The organism is Myxococcus sp. CA040A (genome assembly GCF_013336725.1).
GTDB lineage: Bacteria > Myxococcota > Myxococcia > Myxococcales > Myxococcaceae > Myxococcus > Myxococcus llanfairpwllgwyngyllgogerychwyrndrobwllllantysiliogogogochensis.
This window is the reverse complement of record NZ_JABUMR010000001.1, coordinates 24,601-48,388: the sequence shown is the minus strand read 5'-3', so window position 1 is coordinate 48,388 and position 23,788 is coordinate 24,601. Positions and strand designations below refer to the sequence as shown.

Here is a 23,788-nt window from a genome sequence, read left to right as displayed (position 1 = left end):
GTCAGCCGGGCGTGCGTCCCACGAAGAGGCCCAGCGCGAAGGCCGCCCCCATGAGGAGCAGCACCAGAATCATGGGGACGCCGCCTCGCGACTGGGCCTTCACGGCCATCGCCGCCTGTCCCGCGCCGACCTGCTCCTCGGGGACGATGAGGCGGACCTTCATGACCGCCTTGACGAGCACGTCCTCCACGTCATGGAGGAAGCGCTCGTACTCCTCGGGCGCAAGCTCCAGGGGCTCGCCGTGGTGGGACTCGTAGCGCTTCGCCACGCCCTCGAAGCTGCGCAGCTGGGCCTCGCGCTTCGACACGTCCACCCAGCCGCACACGACGGACGGGCCGGAGCCCTTGCGTGGAACCAGGGAGATGGACTGGCGGGCCAGCTTGCCGCCCGCGGTGCTCGGGCCCTCGGGGTCGTCGATGCGCAGCACGCGGTGCGGCCCGCGCCCATACATCTTCTTCGCCAGGGCGTCGCGCAGCTGCTCCGCGAGCAGGGCGGAGTGGTTGGCGAACATCGTCCGCAGCGCGGGGCCCTCCTCCGCGGCGGCGACCACCTTGCCAGCGGCCGGCTCCAGCGGACTGAGGCGCACCACGCCCGCCGTGAGGCCCTGTGAGGGCGGCTTTTCTCCCCCCTTCGACAGCCAGCCCGTTGCCTTCGCGGCCGGGGGTGGCTTTGACGGCGAGGCCCTGAGCATCGGAGGCGCGGGTGGGCGCAGCTCCGTGGCGGGAGCCGCCGGGGCTCCACTGCCTCGAATCTCGGTGGCGAAGGGCGGCAGCGCATCGTCGCCCCGGCCCTCGCCCGTGGTGAAGAGCTGGTATTCCTCGTCGTTGCCACCGTGCACGCCCGTGGCAGAGGTGTCCTCGTCTTCGTCCGCAGCGGAGACCTCGGGTCCCCGTCCGCGCGCGCCCGTGGCGCTCCGCCCGGCGCCTCGCGCTTCGGTGAGGATGGCCTCCTGGCCTCGGCCACCGCCCCGTGCGTCCGACGCTCCACTTGCCGCGCCCCTGCCGGTTCCTCGCGCTTCGGTGAGGATGGCCTCCTGGCCTCGGCCACCCCGCGACTCCGACGCACCGCCCGCCTGCGCCCGACTTCCCGCGCGTGCCTCCGTGAGGATGGCTTCCTGGCCCCGGCCCGCCCCGCGCGCTTCCGTCTGAATGACCTCCTGGCCCCGCCCCGCCCCTCGCGCCTCGGCTTCCTGGCCCCGGCCTGCTCCTCGCGCTTCCGTCTGAATGACTTCCTGGCCCCGCCCCGCCCCACGTGCCTCCGTGAGGATGGCTTCCTGGCCTCGGCCCGCCCCTCGCGCTTCCGTCTGGATGACTTCCTGGCCTCGACCACCCGCGCGCGGCTCGGGGGGGCGCGCTCCCGTGGCACGGCCACCGCGAGCCTCCGCGGCCTGGCCCTTGCGCACGTCGGTGATGATTTCCTCCTGCGCGTCGAGGGGGCCGATGCGCGTCTCGGGATGGGGCGGCTCCGGGGGCGCCAGACGCGTCTCCTCCGGGCGGTAGGACGACGGGATGTCCCGCGTCGCGTCCTCATCCTCCTCGGGCGCGATGCGCGTCTCCTCGCTCCGGCCGGGCCCACCGCCCCGCCTCTGTCCGTTCGCCATGGCCACTCCTCGTCCCGCCGAGGATAGCCCGGCCCGCGCCCGTTGGGTCAGCGCACGACGCGAACCCGCAACGTCCTCGCGTCCGAGCGGCCCCGGTCATCCACCGCCCGTACCACGTACGTCCCTGGTTTCGCGTCCCACTGAAGTGGCTCACCCCGCGAGGCCGTGCCCACCAGCTGCTCGTCCACGAACCAGAACACCCGCCGCACGTCCGCGTCCGTCACGGCCGACAGCGGCACCGCGCGCGAGGACTCCGACGACGCCCGCAGGTTGTAGTCCACGCCTTCCTCGGGCGTGGTGATGCGCGGCGCGGTGCCCGTGCTGGCGCTGCGCTCCAGGCCACAGTCCTCGCCCTCCGGAGGCGGCACGCGCCGGGGAAGGCCCGCCTTCTGGAACAGCCGCAGCAGGTCCGACGGCCAGAACTCGAACACCTCCGCGCGGGTGGAGGGCCCCGGTCCACACGCCCTCAGCCCCGAGCGAGTGTCCACCCACACCTCGCGGTGTACGTCACAGGTGTGGATGGGCGAGGTGCCCGGGATGAACCACGTGTCCACCTTGCGCGAGCAGTGCGGCCCCGGCAGCCCCCCGGACAGCGCGCACACGCGCACGCGACTCACGCCCTCCGGAGGCGTCTGGAGCACGCGGCGCACCTCCGCGTCGCGCGAGCGCACCGAGTCCACCAGCTCGAACATCAGCGGCGCGGCGGCCGTCTGTCCCACGAAGGCCGGGTTGGGCTGCCCGTCGAAGTTCCCCACCCACACCGCCACGACGTAGGGCCCCACCACGCCCACGCTCCACGCGTCCCGGAACCCGGTGGACGTCCCCGTCTTCCACGCCACGGGCACCGTGTCGCGCGTCCACTCCGAGCGAAAGGACTGTGAGGGCCGATTCGCCGTGGCCAGGGACTCCAGCACCAGGAAGCTGGCCTCCGGGCTCAGCAGCTTCACGCCCTCTTCCACGGGAGCGTCCACCGTCCAGCGCAGCGGGCGCAGGTGGCCGCCGTGGCCCAGCATCGCGTACAGCTCCACCAGCTCCGCCATGGTGACTTCGGCGGAGCCCAGCGCCAGGGAGAGGCCGTAGTGCTGCTCGTCGCGCAGGCCCGTCACGCCCGCCTTGCGCAAGAAGCCATGCAGGCCCGGGGCGCGCAGCTGCTTCGTCAGCGCCACCGCCGGAACGTTGCGGCTGCGCACCAGCGCCTCCACCGCCGGGAGCGGTCCCGCGAACTCCCCATCGAAGTTCTCCGGGTCATACCCCCGGAAGCCCAGCGGCGAGTCCTTCAACATGGTGCGCGGGTGCAGCAGTCCCTCGTCAAAGGCCAGCCCGTAGATGAACGGCTTGAGCGCGGAGCCCGGCGAGCGCTTCGCGTGCGTGCCATCCACCTGGCCCTCGATGCGCGCGTCGAAGAAGTCCACCGAGCCCACCGCCGCGCGCACCTCCATCGACCGCCAGTCCACCAGCATCGCCACCGCGTTGCGGATGCCCATGTCGCGCCGGCGCTCCACGTACTGCCGGACGTGGCGCTCCAGCAGTCGTTGCAGGGGCAAATCCAACGTGCTCGTCAGGCTCGCGCCCACAGGGGCCCGCCGCAGCACGCTGCCCACGAAGTGCGGCGCGAGGAAGGGCAGGTCCTCCGGCTGGTGCACCGGGAGCGGCTGGGCCAGCAGCGGCCGGCGCTCCGTGTCCTCGGGGTGCTCCACCCGCCAGCGCTCGAAGAGGCGCAGCCGCGCGGCCGTCAGCGCTCCCGAGTCCCGACCCGGGTCCCTGCGCGCGGGGCTCTGCGGAATGACAGCCAGGGTGAGCGACTCGCCCAGCGTCAGCCGGGCCACGTCCCGGCCGAAGTACACGAGGCTGGCCGCGCCCACGCCCTCCACGTTGCGGCCGTAGGGCGCCAGGTTGAGGTACGCCTCCAGCAGTTCATCCTTGGACCAGGTGCATTCCAACTGCAGCGCCCGCAGCATCTGCAGGACCTTGCCGCCGGGCGTGCGCGACTCGATGCCATAGCGGATGCGCGCCAGCTGCATGGTGAGCGTGGAGCCGCCCATGCGCCGCCCGCCCGTCAGGTACGTGCTCCACACCGCGCGCCCCAGGGCCACGGGGTTGATGCCCGGGTGCGAGCGGAAGTGCTGGTCCTCGTGGAGCAGCGTGGCCTCCACGAGCGTCGCGGGGATGCGCTCCAGCGGCACCCACAGCCGGTACTTCTCGTCGGGCGACAGGGTGAGGCGCAAGAGCCGGCCTTCGTGGTCGAACACCGCCTGCGAGAAGCCCAGCCCCTCGCGCAGCGGCGGCCGGGGCACCGCGACGTACAGCGCCGCGAGCCCCAGCACCACCCCCAGCAGCTTGCGCCACCCCCGTCGAATCACGGCGCCGTCACCGTCACCTGCGACGCCACCGAGCGAGCCTTGACACTCCGGTCATACATGCCCTCGGCGAAGGCCGGAGGCATCACGAAGCGGCCCGCGTTGGTCGCCTTGATGCGGTAGATGAATTCCGTGACGGTGGTACCCGCCGTGCCATAGAGCACCACTCGGTCCTCGCGCACGTCGACGTACTCGGGGCTGAAGCTGGAGCGGTCGCTGCCCACCGGCGGCAGCCACCCACCGGCCACGGGTGCGGGCTCCGGCTCCCGGTAGGAGTTGTCCTGCGACTCGTCCTCGGACCCGCCGCCCTCGTAGGACTCGTCCCCTTCGGAGGAGCTGTCACCCTCGCCATATTCCGAGTCGCCCTCCGACTCGGGCTCGGCCTCGGGTTCGGGCTCGGGAGGCGCGGGCCGCTCCAGCACCACCTCGAAGCCTCCTGGCAGCAGGTCGGTGATGGCGATGTGGGACGTGTTGCCCTGCAGCCCGCGAAGCTTGAGGTGCACCTCCACCTCGCCGCCCAGCGGGACGTCCGTCACCACCTTGCCGTCCAGGCTCCTCAGCTCGCGCTGCACCTCCAGCTTCTCGATGATGGGCGCCGTGGGAACCTGCGCGTCGTAGCCCGCCTGCGTCACCTGGAAGAACAGCGGCGCGCTCGCCCCGCTCTTCACCCGGACGGAGGTGGCCTGCTCGGAGAAGGCGACCTTGGGGAAGAGTCCCTCTGGCACCGTCAGCGGACGCAAGGTGTCCGCCACCTTCTCCAGCAGGGCCACGCCCGCGCGCGACGGCGTGCCCTGCTCACCCAGCGCCTTCGCGTAGGCCTCCAGGCCGAGGATGGCGTACGCGGAGGACAGCGTGTTGAAGCGCTCCTCTCCGAGCGGCTTCGCCAGCGACACCAGCATCGCCCCGGTGATGCTGGGGAGCCGCTCCGGGAAGTGGCGCGATATCAGGTAGAGCACCTGCGCGTCGTAGACGAGCCCGTCGTAGAGCGCCGCGTAGTCGTTCTCCTGGGGCGCGCCGATGAGCACCTTCTTCATCGCGCGCGTGGCTTCCTTCTCCTGCTTGAGCAGCTTGTACGTGGCGCCGACGTACGCCGCCGTCAGGTCCACCGGCCACGTCTCCGCGGCGTTCGCATCCAGCCACTCGCGCAGGACATTCACCGCCGAGCCCTGCACCTTGCCGTTGCGGGTGAGCACGTACTGCGCATAGGCCACGTTGCGCGCCTGGGTGAGGTCCTGCGGCTCGCGCTCCGCCAGCGTGCCCAGCCACGTGAGGCCCCGGTTCATCATGTCGGCGGGTACCGCGAAGCCGCGCTCCTTCGCCTCGGTGAGGAAGTGCAGCGCGTAGATGCTCGGCAGCACGGGCGCGTACGAGTTGGCGGCCCACAAGCCGAAGGCGCCCTCGTCGTTCTGCCGGGTGCGCAGCGTGTGGAGCGCGGCGGCGAAGCTGGCATCGGCCACCTGCGGCCCCTGGCCCAAAAGCTCGCGGCGTCCCTTCAACGTCACCGCCGGGAAGGCGCGGCTGACGAGCTGCTCGGTGCAACCGTAGGGGTACTTCTCCAGGTACGCGGACAGGCCGCGCGCCAGGCCCAGCGGCATGGGGGACGCGCTCACCTCCAGCGTGCGGAAGGCGCCGTGCATCTTCCGGGGCACCGCGAGGTCCGCCTCGCCGTCCTTCACGTAGCCGCCCTTCACGGACGTCAGGTAGGGCACGGCCGGACGGACGCTCAGGTCCACGGACTGCCGACCCTTCTCCTTGCCCAGCGACGAGGTGAAGGTCAGCGTCCCCGAGCCGAGGACGGACTTCGCGCGCACCCGGAACGTGGTGCTCCCTTCGCGGCCCTCATCGATTTTCAGCGTGCGCCGGGCCTCGTCCAGGACCTCCAGGTGCTCGGAGGTCTTCAGCTCCAGCGTCACCTCGCTCCCCTTGCCCGCGCCCTCCACGCTGTTGGCCACCGCCACGCCCACGTTGAACTCGTCCCCGGGGGCGACGAAGGTGGGCACGCTGGGGGTGATGACGAAGGGGCCCCGGATGACGGCGCGGCGCGTGGAAGCGCCCACGGACTCCTGTCCCACGGCGACCGCCATCACCCGCAGCTCCCCGTTGAAGCTGTCCGGCACGGGGTAGACGAGCTCGCGCTCCGTCTCGTCGATATCGACGACGCCGGACCAGTACGCCACCGGCTTGTCCCTCTTGCGCTTGAAGGGGTTGAGGTTCTTGCCGATGGCCGCCATGCCCTCGTCGTCGCCACCCATGGAGGACACGGCCTTGGAGACGGAGAACTCCGGCAGGAGCAGGTCCAGAATCTGCCCCGTGCGCACCTCCAGCGCGCGCTTCTTGAAGAAGTGCGCCAGCGGGTCCGGCGTCGAGTAGCTCGCCACCTGGAGGATGCCCTCGTCCACCGCGTACACGACGGCGCGGCCCGGCCGGTTGCCCTTGTAGCGGATGCGGTACGGCTCTCCCGGACGCCCCTTCTCCGCGCTGGTCAGCGTCACCTGCAGGACGCGGCTGTCCTTGCTCACGGAGAACGGCACCACGCCGTAGCTCAGCGGACTCATGAAGATTTCCTGCGAGTCCATGGCGCGCACGAAGGTGACGTTGACGTACCCGTTGCCCTCCAGGCCCGGCGGGAGGCGAATCTTCTGCACGGTGCTGGTGGCGTCCGCCTTGAACCAGACCCATGCGTGGACGCGCTCGCGCTCCAGGGTGATGAGGCCCGCGCCGGTGTACGGCGCCTTGATGTTCAGCTCGATTTCATCCCCCGGCGCGTAGTCCTGACGGGAGAGCTTCACCTCCAGCTCCGCGTTCTTCTCCAGCGTGCGCGTGAGGTTGGCGTGGCCCGCCACCGTATAGTCCACGCGGCTGAGCTCCGTGCCCTCCCCGTCCTTCACCACCACCACGAAGTCGCCCGGCTGCTCCGTGGACAGCGCGTACTTGAAGCCAGCCTCACTGATGGTCAGCTCCCGCGTGCGCAGCACGGTGTCGCGGCGCGCGGACTGGTAGGCGTACGTGCCATTGGGCTGCTGCGTGAGGACGGACACCCAGCGCCGCTCGACGAGCTCCGCCTTGAGCCCCTGCACGGCCTTCTTCTTCAGCGTCGGGTCCACCGCGATGAAGTCCACCGAGCGCGCCGAGCCCTGGCTCAGGTACGTCAGCCCACCATCCGGCTTGAAGCCGACAAGGTACGGCAGGGGAGACACCAGCACGGAGGCCTCGGAGGACACGCCTCGCCCGCCCTCGGCCTCGTAGCCCTCCGCGAGCAGCGACACGCGCCACGTCGCCTTCTCGAACTTCTCCAGGCCCAGCTCCAGCTCCACCTCGCCCTCGTCGTTGGTGGTGGAGTCCTCCAGGCGCTCGCTGAAGCTGCGCGTCGCCATCATCGGGTCATGGAAGGTGTAGCCCGGGTACTGACGGAAGCCGGGATACGCAGGGCTGAAGGACAGCTCCGCGGACACTCGCCGGTCCGCTGCGGCGATGCCGAAGAGGTTCTTCAGTGTCACCCGGCCCTTGAGCCCCTGGGGCGGCACCCAGCCTTCGAGCCGGTCGGTTTCGAAGCGCGTGGTGATGCGCATCCGGTCCGGGAGGAACTCCTCCACGCGCACCTGCGTCGAGCCGAGCAGGCTGCCTCGCAGTCCATCCTTCACCACGTACAGGTTCACCGCGTAGTGGCCCGTGGGAGACGTCTCCTCCGTCGTGTACTGGAGCGACTCCAGTCCGGTGGCGGAGAGGGAGAGCTTCTGCTTGTGCACCTCCAGGCCGCGAGGGTCCGTGACGGAGGCCTCCAGCGGCACGCCCGTGGGCGGCTGGCTCCAGTCGGAGGGCTTCACCACCATGGCGACGTGGAAGGTGTCGCCGGGTCGGTACAGGCCCCGGTCCGAGAAGAGGAAGGCCGTCAGGCGCTCCGGCGTGGTGCCGCTCGTCATGCCGCCCACGTCGAAGCGGCTGAAGTTGAGCTGCCGGTCCGAGCGATTGAAGGGAAGGAAGGCGAAGTCCTCACCCTTGCGCGCCAGATAGGCGATGGGCGTCTGCTCGCGCGTGAAGTCGGTCAGCTTGGGGAAGGCCACGTGGCCGTCCGCATCGGTGGTCGCGCTGAGCACCGGCAGGCCGTTCTTGCCCAGCACGCTCACCGTGACGCCTTCGGCGGGGAGCCCCGCGCCGAGCGACTGCACGAAGAGGTCATGCGAGCCATCCGCGCTGTCCTTCACCACCAGACCCAGGTCCGTCACCAGCAGGAGCCGTGAGTCCTCCTTGCCCGTCGTCCGATTGTGCGCGGCGTCCCAGCTCTGCACCTTGAAGAAGAACAGGCCCCGCCGGGCCGAAGGGTTGTTCGCGGGGGTGAGGTACTCCGTCAAATCGAACGCGGCGTACTGCGCCTTGCCCCGGCCCACGCCTTCCAGCGGGCGCACCACGGAGAAGCTCTCGGTGATGTTCTGCTCGTCGAAGCGGTAGTTGCTGAAGCTGGGGTGCGCGAAGCGGCCCTCTGTCTGACTCACCAGGTGGTTGAGCTGGTCCGGCAGCACGCGGCCCAACTGGAAGCGCAGCGCCTGGACGTCGCGTGAGAGGACGGTGACCTTCTTCTCACCCGCGAGGCTGAGCAGCGCGCCCTCGTGGAGGATGCTCACCTCCTCGGGGAAGCGAGGCACGGACTCGGTGCTGTTGAACTCCTCGGCCAGCACGTAGCCGCCGGCGGAGCGAGTGCCCTTCTTGAGTCGGATGTAGAGATAACGGCCCACGTCCGCGCGGATGCGGAAGCTGTGCAGCGTGGCGTGCTCCTTGTCCGCGGGCACCGGGTCCAGCGCCAGCTTCTCCGCCTTCGCGAGCAGTTCGTCGCCGATGAGCCGCGCATCGCTCCAGGAATGGTTGGTGCGCGCGGCCTCGTCCGCGGTGGCCGGCTTGTCCTTGGGCAGCACCCAGACCTGGAGGTTCTTTCGCAGCTCCTCCTCGGTGACGCCCGTCGTCAGATTGACGATGAGCACCTGCTCGGGCTCGTAGCGGTCATTGCGCACGAGCGACACGTGGGTGCCCGACACGCGGAAGTAGCTGAACATGCCGGGGATGGTGACCTGCCGTTCCTGTATCCCTTCGGTCCCCTTGCCTCCCCGCGCGGCCTGGACGCCGGACGCCATCCGCAACACCATGGTGGCCTCCTTGTCGGGGATGGGGATGAGGTCCGACTGGAGGTAGGCCTGTCCCTTCAGTTTGTCGTAGGTGACGTTGAACTTGTGCTCTTGGGGACGGGAGCCCAGCAGCCCTTCCTTGGGCACGTCGAAACGCAGCGAGAGGTTGCGCACGAGCGAGGCCGGGTCCACCGGGTGCGAGAAGCCCACCGTGGCCACCACGCGCTTCTCCTTCGGATTGCGCGGGTCCTCGTAGAACTCCATGCTGTTGATGGACGCGGTGAAGGGCTCCGAGCGGAACAGCGTCTCGTAGGACTCGAGCAGGATGTGCTCGGGGAAGAGCGAGCGGTCCAGCGTGACGCGATACTCCTGCCCCACGCCCCAGTCGGCACCCGGAACGAAGGAGAGCGTCCGGTCATTCGACCAGCGCCACGTTCCAGGATGCTCGGGCTTGAGGGTGATGCCCGCCGTCACCGGCTTGCCGATGGCTTCCAGCGGGGCCACCGAGCCGGTGAACCGCACGTGCACCGAGTCCCACCGAGGCGTGCCGTCGTCGAGCGGCGTCAACGAGGGAGACGTGGCGCTGAGCGAGTAGCGCACCGGCTGAGGCCGGCTCTGATACCAGCGATAGCCGGCATCCGCCGCGACGACGAGCAGCCCCAGGGCGACGACCGACAGCGCGATGCGCTTGGGATTGCGGCGGACCCAGCCGAACACGGCGCGCGCGAAGCGGGCGAGGGCGTGGCCCAGCACGGCGGCCCAGGTGGGAGGCGTCCAGCGAAGCTCACCGAAGATGCGGCGAGCGAGCCGAGGTCTCGGCGGGGTGGGTTCGGATTCGTTTGAGGACATGGGGTGTCGTGCGGCGGCGGGAGCCAGCTCAGCGAGAGAGCAAGCACGGGGCCAGCGCGGCGCGATGTAAGCACGGCGGCCGGGTGAAACTGAAACAGGGGGGCTGTGTACCGAGGACCGCGCGTCCCGTGCGCGAGGAGCCGCGAGTCACCACCCACGCGCGGCTGGCTGACCGCTCACCCGAGACGAAAATGACTCAGGAGGGAGGGCGTCGGGGTGAGGTGCGCCGGGCCCGCGGCGTCAGTACGAAGGCGAGCCACTTGACGGCGAGCCACTTGACCAGGGCAGCTCGAACCAGCGGCGCTTCTCATGGCCTGCGGGGCTTGCCGGCTGGGATTGCGGTGGGCTGTAGGACGGGCTGCCCCAGTCCGGAAAGTCGACGACCATCACCTCACTGCCTCCTCGGTGCGGCATGAGCCGAATCAGGCCCACCAGCAAGGCCGTCAAGGCCAGTATGGCGAAGACCCAACGCGGGTTGCTCCATTGCGAGGACCCGCGAGTGACCTCTGTCTCCTCATGAGCGGTGACCACCTCGAGTGGGGGCTGAGCACGCTCCTCGGCCTTCTCGACAGTGACGGGTACGGCCGCCGAGGCTTCGACGGTGGACTCCACGGGCGGATGCGCACCGCTCCGCTCCCGCCCTTCACCTGACGCCTTCGCTCCCTCGTCCGAGGAGGCCGAAACGACTGGCGTGGAGGGCTCGACCGTCAGTGCCTCGACCGACGCCCGCAGCGCGGAGAGCGCCTCCACCGCCGAGGAGAACCGCGCCGAGCGCTTCGGCGCGAGCAGCCTGCTCAAGAAGACACGGAGCGGCTCGGAGACCTGGAGGTGCTGCTCGAACGACAACACCAGTCCCTCGTCGACGAGGTCCGCGGGCTCGCGTCCACTGAGGGCATGGACCAGCGTCGCCCCCAGCGCGTAGAGGTCACTGGAGGGCTCCACCGTGCCACCGAGCTGCTCGGGCGGCATGTACCCGAACGTCCCCACCAGCGTGGACCCATGTGTCACATCGCGCGACAGGTGACGGGCCGCGCCGAAGTCCACCAGCGCCACGCGTCCATCCGGCCGGAGGATGAGATTCGCCGGCTTCACGTCGCGATGCACCAGCGCGGGCGTGCGCCGATGCAGCGCCGAGAGCGTCTGAAGCACCTGCTCCGCCAGCGTCCACGCCTCCGCCTCGTCCAGCCGGCGGCGCGTGAGGCGCTGGAGCAGCGTCTCCCCTTCGAGCAGCTCCTGCGCGAGATAGAGGCGCGTCCCCACCCCACTGCCTTCCTTGAAGCTCGCGACGAAGCGCGGAATGTCCGGGTGCTCCAGCGAGCGCAGCACCGTGGCCTCCCGCTCGAAGGCGTCGAGTTGCTCCACCCCGGGCACCAGCGCGAACAGCAGCTCCTTGAGCGCGACACGCGCCCCCTGCCCATCCACCGCCAGGTACACGCGACCATGCGGAGACTGCGAGATGAGCCGCAGGACGCGATATCCGCCCGGCGCCACGGCCGCGCCGCAATGGGCGCAACGAGCACCTTCCAGCATGGCGTCACACACCACACACGCCGCGCCCGCGTCCTCTTCACGAAGCCCTGACTGAGACCGGACACGCTCCACGCCGCACCTCCCGCGAGGGCTCCAGTCTACGGAGCCCTCCGGGGCGAATGCGAACCATGGGCCAACCGAATCCCGCTACGTCCGGCTGTACACGTCCGGGTCATGGCGCTCCATGAACCGGTCCGGGCTCTTCAGGGGCGTGAAGCCATACTGGGCATACAGTCCGTGGGCATCTCGCGTGGCCAGCAGGAAGCGCCGCAGCCCCTGGAGGTCCGGATGGGCGAAGACGACCTCCATCAGCCACTTGCCCAGGCCCTTGCCCTGCTGCGTCTCCAGAATGAACACGTCACAGAGATAGGCGAACGACATCCGGTCCGTGACGACGCGCGCGTAACCCACCTGCGCGCCGTCCGCGCCATACAGGCCGAAGACCATCGAGTGACGAATCCCCTTCTCCACCAGCGCACGAGAAATACCCGGGCTCCAGTACGAGCGCGTCAGGTAGCCATGCACCACGTCCACGTCGAGGCGGGCGGAGTCGTCGGAGATGACGAAACCGTCCTGGCGATGAACCACATACACACCGGACACGGCGGGAGACACCGCTTGCTGGGTCATGCGAAACATGTTTCCCAGCCCGAAGCCGCCACGCAAGCCCGGAATGCGGAACGCCGGGCTCAGCGCTTCGTCGCGCCCGCGTCCCGGGCCTCCACGACCTTCACCCAGTCGGGCTTCACTGGTGTCGGGCGGTAGTCCTTGTCCAGCCGGACCTCCTTGCCCATTTCAATCGTCCAGCACTCCAACTCGCGCAGCCACAGCTCGTGCAGGTGCGCGCGCGCCCGCTCCGGCTCCATGAAGACATACGCCACGCGTGTCAGCGGCTGCCCGGGCCCCACCGCGCCATCCAGACGCAGCGAGCACGCGTCCAGCATCTCGCTGGCGGACACGTCGCGGCCGTGGATGACCATGCGCAGCAGCTTGTCCTTCGGCTCATAAAAGCCGTCGAACGTGTGCTTGCGCTTGTACCCGGACCGGATGATGCCGCCCTCCGCGTTGGCTCCCATGCGCGCATGGCCCGGCTTCGCCTCCGCGAGCGCCGTGGCGGAGTCCGCCTCCAGGTCATGGAACTGGACCAGGGAGACGTCGTCCGGCCCCTTCAACAAGCGCCACGGTCCGAACTCCAGCCAGCGGCGAGACACCAGCCGCGCGTGGCCCTGGCCGCGGAACGCACAGCCCCAGCCGTGCGGGTAGTGCAGGTCATCCAGGATGGGCGCGGCGTACGCCTTGCCGTCGACCTTCCAGTCCGAAAACAGACTGGCGAACGACGCCAGGAAGAAGGGCAGCGGCGCCAGCTCCGCGAGCACCTGCCGCGCGTCCCTCTCATGCGACCCCGCGACGAGGGCCACGGGGGACTCGACGAGGAGGAAGTTCCAGGAGTCGCCCGCCCAGACGGCCTTCGCGCGCCGCCGGGCCTTCAGCATGCGCGTCTCCAGCCAGTCCGCGCCGGGTGACTGGTCCGTGAAGTCCACCGAGAGCGCGCTCGGGGACGTCTTCGGAAGGAGTCGGCTGACCATGGCCCGCACCAGGACTGGCAGGTCAGGACCCGACAGCCCCAGCTTCATCTCCGTCTCCGTCACCCCGCGACCTCCTGGCCCCCGCTACCTCGTGATGCCGAGGGTCTTCTCGAGCTCCGCCTGACTCTGGTTGAGGATACCCCGGTTGTTGGCATCAATCATCAGCGACGTCCCGTCGGCCTTGAAGACCTCCACCTTGAGGTACTGGCCGCCGGAGCCGTCGAACATGTCGTGCAGGAACTTGGAGTTGGCCACCACGCCCCGGGGGTCCACGAAGGTCTCCACCACCTGCTCGATGGGCGTATCCGTCCCGTCGAGCGTCTTGCCGTAGAGCTTGACCAGGTCCATCAACTGCTCCTGCTCGCGCTCACCGAACTTCGTGGAGACGTTCTTCAGCTCGCGCACCGTGCCCGGCTCCAGCACGTCGATGCGGCGGTTGGCCGTGAAGCTGACGCCGAGGTCGGCCGCGGCCTGCTTGCTGACGGTGACCTCCGTGGCGCCGTGGCGCGTGCTCTCGAAGGTGGACTGGTACCAGCGCTGGGCGAGCGCGCCCTTGTCCGCGGGCCCCAGCTCCCGGGTGATGCGCAGCATCTCCGTGTGGCTTGCGGCCACCAGCGCCTGCTCGGGACTCTTGGTGACCTTGAGCGCCTCCGCGTAGGCGGGCGTGGCGCGCAGCCGGGCCGGGTCCGTCATCCGCGTGAGGAGCTGGTCGGTGTACTTGTCCTTCAGCTCGTGGCGCACGGTGCCGAACGACAGGCCCCCGGGCGACTCGCGCAGCAGATTGACCAGCTCCTGCTTGTCCTTGATGAGCCCCTCGGCCTCCAGCGACTTCACCCAGGCGCCGAACGGCGACTTCGGGTTGTTGCCGCCCAGGGCGTCGAACGCCTCCTGGCGCGTGACGTTGGCGGGGAACTTGGGCTCGATGTAGCCGGTGGGCGCGTCGGTGAACTCCCCGAAGATGCCCTCGGCCTCCTTGCCGGACGGCTCGTACAGCTTCCGGGGCCCGCTCTCCACCGAGTTGCGCTGCAGGTAGAGCTGGCCGTTCTCGTTCTCCACCCAGAAGTGGTCCTTCGGCAGCCCCTCGGCCTCCGTCGTGGGATAGCCGCGATTGAGCGCCTCCGTCTTCCCCTTGCTGAGCTGCTCCGCCGCGACATAGCCGCGCGCCGGGGCCAGTGAGCCCACCTGCGCGGCGTGGGTGTCGAGCTGCGCGCGCAGGTCCGCGATTTCGCGCTCCATCACCTCGCGCTGCGCCGCCGTGGGCACCTCGCCGCTGCCGTTGAGCTTCTGCAGCCGCGTGTCGATGCGCTGCTGCACTCCCTCCAGGTCCTTGATGATGGCGTTGAGCTTCTTCACCTCGAGCTGGGACTCGAAGCCCTGGGTGCCGTAGCCCGGCTGCCCCGTGAGCGCCTGATTCACCCGGTCCTTGAGCTGACGGACCTGACCCAGCGGCCCCTCGTATTTCTGGAGCGTGCGGGCCGTCTCCATGTGCGCCTGGATTTGCGCGGGCGTGGCGTCCGGCCCCGCCTCGATTCGCACCCGCCCGTCGCCGTAGCGCACGTGCACGGTGCCGCCGTCCAGCGCCGGGTTCGTCAGCACCGGCACCTCGCGCGGAGCCGTCAGGCGGGCGGCGCCCTGCATCACGCCGTCCATGGCCACGCCACCGCCGGCGCCGAACACGGTGCCCACCGTGCCGTCCACCACCGCGCGCTGGCCCACCTGCTGGAGGCCCGGCAGCAGGCCGTTCTTCCACGTCTCGCTCTGGAGGGACTGGTCCGTCGCTCCGCCCAGCGCACCGCCGACGCCGCCCTCCCAGGCGCCCTGGATGGCCGTGCTGCGCAGCCGCTGTCCCACCGTCTGCTTGGCGACCTGTTCGACGGTCTCCGTGGCCGCCGTGGCGCCCGCGCCGCCCAGGCCCTTGGGCAGGGGGATGACGGCGGTGCCGCCCTCCACGGCGCCCACCACCGCCTGCTGGGCGACCCCGTCCATGCCCAGCGAGTCGCCCTTGAAGTACGCCTGCGTCGCCACGCGCGTCGTGGCGCCCAGCGCCGCGTAGCCCGCGATGGCCAGCGGCGTCGCCGCGCCACCGGTGGCCACCACCGCCGCCGTCGTCACCACCGCGACGGCCGCCGTGGCCGCCATGTCCGCGGTGCTGTCCTTCGTCTCCTGCAGGTCCTTCACGTCGTCCGTGGCGTACGTGGTGCGCCGCTGCGCCGCGGACGTGTCGCCCGTGGCGATGGCCGTCTCCGCCGCCGTCAGGTTGCGCTCCAGGCGCTCCGAGTCCGACTCGCCCTTGGTGACGTTCTGGATGGTGTCGATGATGCCCAGGCCGCCGCTCTGCTCGAACTGCTGCTGAGCCCGCAGGCGGTCCACTTGCTGCTTCGCCGCATCCGGCGCCTTGGGGTCGATGGCCCCCAGGTCATACATCTGGTCGACAATCTCGAACTTGTCGCGCCCGCCCAGCTCCGACGTCAGGTCCGAGCGCAAGTCCCGCTTGTAGAGGTCGCGGTACGCGGCGGTGATGTCATTGATTTGCGCCTTGGACTTGTTGCCCAGCACCTCGCGCAGCGCCGCCTCGTCCGTGCCCACGCCGTCCATGGCCCGGTGGAGCTGCTCGGCCGCCGCCTGCGCCTGGCCGAGCTTGTCATCGGCCGCGGGAGGGTTGAGGTAGCGCAGGCCCACCTGCGTGTCCGCGCCGCCCCAGCCCCGGACCTCGGACTCCAGCGAGCGGCCCGTCTGCTTCTGGAACTCCGCCTTGAGGGCGGACATGTCCTCCGGCTTCGTGTTCTTCAGCACGTCGAGGATGGCGCTCTCGTCCGCGCCGAACCAGCCCTGCGTCGCGCTGTTGATTTGCGCGGCGCTGGCGGCGGCCGGGTTGTCCTCCATCAGCCCTCGGGCGCGGGTGTAGTCCTCCTTCGACAGCTTCTTCTGAAGCTCCGCCTGGAGCGCCGCGTCCGCGAGCAGGACCTTCTTCTGCTCCGGGGGCAGGTTCTTCAGCGTGTCGAAGACCTTGTCGCTGTCCGCGCCGAAGAAGCCCTGGAGCGCGTCATGCACCTTGGAGCGCGCCGCGCCCGCCTCCAGTTGCGTCACCTGCTCCGGCGTGGTGGCGCGGGTGGTGTCCAGCAGGCTGTTGAGCTGCGTGCGCTGGGCGTCATCCAGGCGCGGCCCCAGCGCCTGCTTCATGAACTCCTCGGGCGTGGAGGCCCGGATGTTCGGATGGTCCTTGCCGTACATCTGCTGGAAGGAGCGGGCGATGGACTGGCGCTCCGCGGGGCTGGCGTCGCGCAGCGTGTTGACGATGGCGTCCTTGTCCCCGAAGAAGCCCGTCTGCTCCTGGATGGCCGCCGCGCCCGCGTTGCCCTTGTTGCCGGACAGGATGTTGTTGACGCGGGTGAGCTCGTCACCGCTCAGCTCATCGCGCAGGACCAGGTCCAGGTGCTCCTTGTAGTGCTCCCGGAAGGACTGGCGGATGAGCGCGATGTCGCCCGGCGTGCGCTTGTCCAACGTCTTGAAGATGGCGGCCTCGTCCGTGCCCCAGCCGGTGAGGCCGCCCTTCGTCGCGCGGTACAGCTCCGTGGCGTCCTTGGCCGCCTGCTCGCGGGTGTAGCCCGGCGTGACGCCCGGAGGGCCCGCGGGCGTCTGCCGTTGCGCCGGAACCTGGGTGGTATTGGCCGGAACGAAGGAGCTGGCGTTGGTGGCCCGGTTGCCCGCATTGCGGGCCGACGTCGCGGCCTGCTGGGCGAACGTGGTGGCCTGCTTCACGGCCTGCTCCGCGCGGGTCAGCTCGGCCTTGGGCGCGTTCTTCTTCGCTTCCGCGAGCGCCGCCTGCGCCTGCTTCAGCGCTTCCTGCGCCTGTTTGGCCGCGGCTTCCGCGCGGGCCTGCGCCTGGGCCGCCTGCGCGGCTTGGGCCCGGGCCGCTTCCGCCGCCGCACGGGCCGCTGCTTCCGCCGCGAGCTGCGCCGCTCGAGCGGCCCGCTCGGCTTCCGCCGCCGCGCTCGAAGCGCCTGAATCCCCTGTACCCGTGGCTCGAGTGGAACCGCCCTCGTTGACTCGCATGCCCCCGACTCCGCGAAAGTCCGCCACGGCGGACATGGACCTACACGAGTCCAGCCCGCAATGCGGGTCCACTCGTCACTCGAAAGAGATTATCCGAGATTCGATGCGAGGAGTTGTGTGAGGCAGGAAGGCGGGTCGCCAAAGCAAGACGTCCCACGTTCCCTTCAGCGGTCCTTCTCCTCCAGGCGCACCTTCACGTCGGTGATGACCTTGAGTCGACGGGGCGGGTCTTCCTTCTCCGAGGACAGGTCTGCCTGGACGCGCATTTCCATCTCACTGCTCGCGGGCCAGAGTCTGTCCAAGCGGAAGACGGTCTCCCCCTTGGTCTGTGAGCGGATCATCATCCGCTCGGAGCTGTCCGAGCGCGTCTGGTATTCGGCCGGCACGGGCTGGTTCTTCGACGTCTGCTGGATGAGGAAGCGCGTCCCCGCCCGGCTTCCCTCCAATGAAAAGAGTTCGAAGCTGCCGGTGCCCTGCGTCCCCACGGGGCCGCTGCCATACAGCGGCTGATCCCACCGCGCGCCCAGGCCAATGGCTTCCTGGGGAAAGGGGTTGCCCACGAACTGGAGCGCCTTGGCCAGGTCCTGTAGCTCCCTGCGGCGCTCGGGCTCCAGGTGGGCGGGCAGCTTCAGGTCCAGGGTGTTGCCCCGCCGTCCGGACAGGCCCGCACCGGTGAGGCCCGGGAGGAACGCCAGGCTCTTGCGGACTTCATCCACGTGCTGCTCGGACGTGCCGGGGTGGACGAGCAGGTCCACCGCGTCGAGCGTGAAGTCATAGCGCGTGTCCCCCTCCGGGGAGACCGACTGGACGTGGATGATGAAGGTCATCCGCGTGGAGGGCGCTGGCGGCGCGCGCCGCGTCGTGCCGCCCGTCTCCACCGTGACGGACGAGGCGTGGATGGCGGAGACGACCTGCTTCGACCCGGGTGCGGGCTTGAGAAGCAACTGCCTGCGCGGCTCACGGCCCTGCGTGACGAGGAGCATGGCCGTGACGCTAGCCCGGCCTCTTCGCCCGAGCCAAGCCGACGCGAGCGCAATAACAAGCAACAATTCCACGAACACTTCATTCCCCTGTCAACGACTGTCGTCCAATTTCTCTCCCTCCTTGAGAAAACGAGCCAATCATTATCACCCCACCGGGTGCGGACCCACCCTGCCTGGAGACTCAGAATTAACAGTGTTCCATCGATTTTATCTTTTGGTTGAGTAATCCGTGGATTCATCTTTTTGAACACTCTACAAGGCGCCCGTCACAACGAGGGGCACCCATGGCCAAGGCGCGAGACAAACATCCTTTTGTATTGCCAGAGTTCTATGTCCCCTGGCCCGCGCGCCTGAATCCAAACCTCGAAGCAGCCCGGGTGCACTCCAAGGCGTGGGCGCGCGAATTGGGAATCATCGGCGCGCCCAAGGACGGCAGCGCTCCGGAAATCTGGAGCGAGAAGAAGTTCGACGCGATGGACTACGCGCTCTTGTGCGCCTACACCCATCCGGAGGCGCCGAGCCCGGAGCTGGACCTCATCACGGACTGGTACGTCTGGGTCTTCTACTTCGACGACCACTTCCTCGAAATCTACAAGCGTCCGCAGGACCGCGAGGGCTCCAAGGCGTACCTGGACCGGCTGCCCCAGTTCATGCCGGTGGACCTGTCCACGCCCATGCCCAAGCCCACCAACCCGGTGGAAGCGGGCCTGGCGGACCTGTGGATGCGCACGGTGCCCTCCAAGTCGGTGGAGTGGCGCAAGCGCTTCTTCGAGAGCACCAAGGCCCTCCTGGACGAGTCCACGTGGGAGCTGGACAACATCAGTGAGCACCGGGTCTCCAACCCGATTGAGTACATCGAGATGCGCCGCAAGGTGGGCGGGGCGCCCTGGTCCGCGGACCTGGTGGAGCACGCCGTGTTCGCTGAAGTCCCGGACCGCATCGCCGCCAGCCGGGCGATGCTCGTGCTGAAGCACTCGTTCGCGGACGCGGTCCACCTGCGCAACGACTTGTTCTCCTACGAGCGGGAGATTCTGGAGGAAGGCGAGCTGTCCAACGGCGTGCTCGTCATGGAGCGCTTCCTGGACATCGACCCGCAGGCGGCGGCCAACCTGGTCAACGACGTGCTCACGTCGCGGCTCCAGCAGTTCGAGAACACGGCGGTGACGGAGCTGCCCTCGCTCTTCGCGGAGCACGGCCTCAACCCGGTGGAGCAGGCCAACGTCCTCGTCTACATCCGAGGGCTCCAGGACTGGCAGTCCGGTGGCCATGAGTGGCACCTGCGCTCCAGCCGCTACATGAAGCCCGTCTCGGGCCCCGGCGCCGAGCTGAACCTCCCCTTCCCGGGCCTGGGCACGTCCGCGCTGCGCATCCCCCTGTCGCCCGGCGCGCTGGGCCTCAAGCGCTTCAAGAGCTTTGCCCACGTGCCCTATCAGCCGGTGGGCCACCTGGTGCCTCCGAAGTTCTACATGCCGTACACCACGGGGCTCAGCCCCCACCTCGACGGCTCGCGCAAGGACTCCAAGGCGTGGGCGCGGCGCATGGGCATGCTGGACGCGCTGCCCGGTCTGCCCGGCGTGTACATCTGGGATGACCACAAGTTCGACGTCGCGGACGTGGCGCTGTGTGGCGCGCTCATCCATCCGGACGCCTCCGTCGCCGAGCTGAATCTGACCGCGGGGTGGCTCGTCTGGGGCACCTACGCGGACGACTACTTCCCGGCCTTCTACGGCTACACCAAGGACATGGCCGGGGCGAAGCTCTTCAACGCCCGGCTGACGGCGTTCATGCCGGACGACCCGGCCACCAGCACGGCGGTCGCGACGAACCCGGTGGAGCGGGGCCTCGCCGACCTGTGGGCGCGCACCGCGGCCAACCTGACGCCGAACGCGCGCAACCTGTTCCGCAAGGCCATCCAGGACATGACGGAGAGCTGGCTGTGGGAGCTGGCCAATCAGATACAGAACCGCGTCCCGGACCCGGTCGACTATGTGGAGATGCGCCGCAAGACGTTCGGCTCGGACCTGACCATGAGCCTGTCGCGGCTGGCCCACGGCGACGCGATTCCGGCGGAAATCTTCCACACCCGACCCATCCGCTCGCTGGAGAACTCGGCGGCCGACTACGCCTGCCTCACCAACGACGTCTTCTCCTATCAGAAGGAGATTGAGTACGAGGGCGAGCTGAACAACGGCGTCCTCGTCGTCCAGCGCTTCCTGGACCTGGCGCCCACCCAGGCAGTGGAGGTCGTCAATGACTTGATGACCGCCCGGATGGAGCAGTTCCAGCACACCGTCGCCACCGAGCTGCCTTCGCTCATCCTCAACTTCAAGCTGGACGCGCGGGCGCAGGAGAAGCTCAACCTGTACGTCGTGAAGCTCCAGAACTGGATGGCCGGCGTGCTCATCTGGCACCAGACGGTGGACCGGTACAAGGAGTTCGAGCTGAATGGCAGCCGCAAGCCCATGCCTCACGTGCACGGCCCCACGGGGCTGGGCACCTCCGCGGCCCGAATCGCCTCGATGTTCAGCGCCCTCCGCCAGTCCTGACTCATTCGTAATCCCAACCTTTTCCCAGTCTCCCCACCTCTGAAAGACAAGGTGCCCTCATGGCGAACTCGATGAAGCCCGGCAACGAAGCAGAGAACCAGCTGTTGAGCCTCGGGACGGCGGCGGCGCGGCAGCTCGCGACGACGACCAAGTCCGTTCCGCAGATGCAGGGCATCTCCTCCCGGTGGCTGCTCAAGCTGCTGCCGTGGGTGCAGGTGTCCGGTGGCGTGTACCGCGTCAACCGCCGCATGACGTACGCGGTGGGCGACGGCCGCGTGACGTTCACCACGGCCGGCGCCAAGGTCCAGGTCATCCCCCAGGAGCTGTGTGAGCTGCCCCTGCTGCGCGGGTTCGACGACGTGGAAGTGCTGCAGGCCCTGGCCAACCGCTTCGAGCAGAAGGAGTTCAAGGCGGGCGAGGTCATCACCGCCAAGGGCCAGGAGGCGGACTCCATCTGCCTCATCGCCCACGGCAAGGTGAACCAGATTGGCGCCGGCAAGTACGGCGACGAGACGGTGATTGGCGTGCTCGCCGACGGCGACCACTACAGCTTCCAGGCGCTGCTGGAGTCGCAGGACTTCTGGACCTTCACGGCGAAGGCCGTCACGGCGTGCACCGTGCTGATGCTCCAGCAGTCCGCGTTCGAGGCGGTGGTCGCCCAGGCGCCCTCGCTCCAGAAGCACATCGAGCAGTTCAAGGCGCGCTCGAAGAAGAAGCAGGACACGTCGGGCCAGGCCGCCATCGAGCTGGCCGCGGGCCACACGGGCGAGCCGGTGCTGCCGGGCACGTACGTGGACTACGAGACGTCGCCGCGCGAGTACGAGCTGAGCGTCGCGCAGACGGTGCTCCAGATTCACAGCCGCGTCGCGGACCTCTTCAACGAGCCGATGAACCAGACGGAGCAGCAGCTGCGTCTGACGGTGGAGGCCCTGAAGGAGCGCAAGGAGCACGAGCTCATCAACAACCGCGACTTCGGCCTGCTGCACAACGCCGACCTGAAGCAGCGCATCCACACCCGCTCCGGCCCTCCGACGCCGGACGACATGGACGAGCTGCTCTCCACCGTGTGGAAGGACCCGTCCTTCTTCCTGGCGCACCCGCGCGCCATCGCCGCCTTCGGCCAGGAGTGCAACCGCCGGGGCATCTACCCCACGAGCGTGGAGCTCAACGGCAACATGGTGCCCGCCTGGCGCGGCATCCCCATCTTCCCGTGCAACAAGATTCCCGTCTCCGACTCCCGCACCAGCTCCATCCTGCTGATGCGCGCGGGTGAGAAGAACCAGGGCGTCGTCGGTCTGCACCAGGCCGGCATCCCGGACGAAATCGAGCCCAGCCTCTCTGTCCGCTTCATGGGCATCAACGAGAAGGCCATCATCAACTACCTGGTCAGCGCGTACTTCTCCGCCGCCGTCCTCATCCCGGACGCGCTGGGCATCCTGGAGAGCGTCGAGATTGGCCGCTCGGAGTAACGAAAGCCCGACGCCATGACGAACCCAAACAATCCAGGCGGCGGAATGGACTCGCAGTTGACGAGCTTGAGCACGGCGGGTGCTCGGCAGCTCGCGACGACGACCAAGACCGTACCGCAGATGCAGGGCATCACCCCCCGGTGGCTGTTGCGCATGCTGCCGTGGGTGGAGGTGACGGGCGGCACGTACCGCGTCAACCGTCGTCTGAGCTACTCGGTGGGAGACGACCGGCTCAACTTCGGCAACGTGGGCGCCCGGGTGGAAGTGCCCGCCCAGGAGCTGCACAAGCTGCCGCTGCTGCGCGGCTTCGAGGGTGACAGCGCGGTGTTCCAGGCCCTGGCGAGCCGCTTCGTCCAGAAGGAGTACAAGGCCGGCGAGTCCATCGTCGAGGCGGGGACTCCCGCCGAGCACGTGTTCCTGTTGGCCCACGGCAAGGCGAAGAAGCTGGGCAAGGGCAAGTACGGGGACGAGCTGGTGCTGGACGTGCTCGCGGACGGCGACCACTTCGGTGACCAGGCGGTGGTGGAGTCGAACGACCAGTGGAGCTTCAGCGTCAAGGCGACCACGGCCTGCACGGTGCTGGCGCTGCCGCAGCAGGTGTTCGAGGACCTCATCAAGCAGTCCCCTGCCCTGCAGGCACACGTCGCGCGGTACAAGGAGCGCCTGAAGAAGCCCCAGGACAAGATGGGGCAGGCGGCGATTCCGATGGCCGCGGGTCACTCCGGTGAGCCGTCACTGCACGGCGGCTACGTGGACTACGAGCTGGCTCCGCGCGAGTACGAGCTGAGCGTGGCGCAGACGGTGCTCCGCGTGCACACCCGTGTCGCGGACCTGTTCAACGGGCCGATGAACCAGACGGAGCAGCAGCTCCGGCTGACGATTGAGGCGCTGAAGGAGCGGCAGGAGCACGAGCTCATCAACAACCGTGACTTCGGTCTGCTCCACAACGCGGACCTGAAGCAGCGCATCCACACGCGCTCCGGCCCTCCGACGCCGGACGACATGGACGAGCTGCTCAGCCGGCGCCGCAAGTCACGTTTCTTCCTGGCGCACCCGCGCACCATCGCCGCGTTTGGCCGGGAGTGCACCCGTCGCGGGCTGTACCCGACGGTGGTGGACGTGCAGGGCACCAAGGCGATGGCGTGGCGCGGCGTTCCCATCCTGCCGTGCGACAAGATTCCCATCACCGAGCAGCGCACCAGCTCCATCATCGTGATGCGCACCGGTGAGTCGGACCAGGGCGTCATCGGCCTGCACCGCACGGGGCTCCAGGACGAAGTCGAGCCGGGCCTGTCCGTGCGCCGCATGGACATCAGCGAGAAGGCCATCTCGTCCTATCTCGTCAGCACGTACTTCTCCGCGGCGCTCCTGATTCCGGATGCGCTCGGAGTGCTCGAGAACGTCGAGCTGGGCGGCTGAGGTTTCGCCACGGGAGCGGGCTCGCAGGTGGAGCCCGCTCTCGGCAACACGGGGCGTGTCCGGAGTGTCCCGGGATGGGTCCAGGCAGACCAGGAGCCGGCCTGTCCCGAGTCATGGCTGTCCATTCCGGGCTGACGTGTCACGCGGCTTCGCTGACGTGTCCGTGACGCGTCCGTTTTGACTGTCTTCGATTGTTGGCGTGAGGAACATCGCTCCGCCCTGCTCTTGGACAAGTCCATCCCTGTCACGGGTCCAGCGCTTGCAGATCACCGCCCCGCGTGC

The 23,788-nt window shown here is 69.0% G+C and carries 11 protein-coding genes; 3 read left to right on the top strand and 8 right to left on the bottom strand.

Annotation, left to right across the window (positions count from 1 at the left end):
* Position 1: 1 nt before the first annotated feature.
* From HUA75_RS46375 to HUA75_RS00145, 8 genes are all read right to left on the bottom strand, one after another.
* The gene (locus HUA75_RS46375) at positions 2 to 1,600 is read right to left on the bottom strand and encodes a hypothetical protein (protein WP_254627333.1); all 1,599 of its coding nucleotides are present in this window, start codon (positions 1,598 to 1,600) and stop codon (positions 2 to 4) included.
* A 47-nt stretch (positions 1,601 to 1,647) separates the two neighbouring features.
* Positions 1,648 to 3,960, bottom strand: coding sequence for a penicillin-binding protein 1C (pbpC, locus tag HUA75_RS00175; RefSeq protein WP_217445885.1), 2,313 nt, complete (start codon positions 3,958 to 3,960; stop codon positions 1,648 to 1,650).
* A complete protein-coding gene (locus HUA75_RS00170; RefSeq protein WP_174485229.1) occupies positions 3,957 to 9,920 on the bottom strand; it encodes an alpha-2-macroglobulin in 5,964 nt (1,987 codons plus the stop codon). Before HUA75_RS00170 ends, pbpC begins: the two co-directional genes overlap by 4 nt.
* Positions 9,921 to 10,160: 240 nt before the next feature.
* On the bottom strand, positions 10,161 to 11,522 hold the full coding sequence (locus tag HUA75_RS00165; RefSeq protein ID WP_141641399.1) for a serine/threonine-protein kinase: 1,362 nt from the start codon (positions 11,520 to 11,522) through the stop codon (positions 10,161 to 10,163).
* 75 nt (positions 11,523 to 11,597) lie between these two features.
* Positions 11,598 to 12,080 carry a GNAT family N-acetyltransferase gene (locus HUA75_RS00160; RefSeq protein WP_141641400.1) on the bottom strand — a complete coding sequence of 161 codons (483 nt, stop codon included), beginning with the start codon at positions 12,078 to 12,080 and terminating at the stop codon, positions 11,598 to 11,600.
* A 59-nt stretch (positions 12,081 to 12,139) separates the two neighbouring features.
* Positions 12,140 to 13,099 (bottom strand): hypothetical protein, encoded by a 960-nt coding sequence (locus tag HUA75_RS00155; RefSeq protein ID WP_174485228.1) that lies wholly within the window; start codon positions 13,097 to 13,099, stop codon positions 12,140 to 12,142.
* A 21-nt stretch (positions 13,100 to 13,120) separates the two neighbouring features.
* A complete protein-coding gene (locus HUA75_RS00150) occupies positions 13,121 to 17,089 on the bottom strand; it encodes an annexin (protein ID WP_174485227.1) in 3,969 nt (1,322 codons plus the stop codon).
* Between the two features lie 164 nt (positions 17,090 to 17,253).
* Positions 17,254 to 18,072, bottom strand: coding sequence for a hypothetical protein (locus HUA75_RS00145; protein ID WP_174485226.1), 819 nt, complete (start codon positions 18,070 to 18,072; stop codon positions 17,254 to 17,256).
* A gap of 284 nt (positions 18,073 to 18,356) precedes the next feature.
* Here HUA75_RS00145 and HUA75_RS00140 point away from each other — a divergent pair, with 284 nt between their 5' ends.
* From HUA75_RS00140 to HUA75_RS00130, 3 genes are read left to right on the top strand one after another with little or no spacing between them, the layout of a single operon-like run.
* Positions 18,357 to 20,618 (top strand): family 2 encapsulin nanocompartment cargo protein terpene cyclase, encoded by a 2,262-nt coding sequence (locus HUA75_RS00140; protein ID WP_174485225.1) that lies wholly within the window; start codon positions 18,357 to 18,359, stop codon positions 20,616 to 20,618.
* Positions 20,619 to 20,677: 59 nt separating this feature from the next.
* Positions 20,678 to 22,087: a family 2B encapsulin nanocompartment shell protein gene (locus HUA75_RS00135; protein ID WP_141641405.1), complete on the top strand. Its 1,410-nt coding sequence runs from the start codon at positions 20,678 to 20,680 to the stop codon at positions 22,085 to 22,087.
* Positions 22,088 to 22,102: 15 nt separating this feature from the next.
* On the top strand, positions 22,103 to 23,506 hold the full coding sequence (locus tag HUA75_RS00130; protein WP_141641406.1) for a family 2B encapsulin nanocompartment shell protein: 1,404 nt from the start codon (positions 22,103 to 22,105) through the stop codon (positions 23,504 to 23,506).
* Positions 23,507 to 23,788 lie beyond the last annotated feature (282 nt).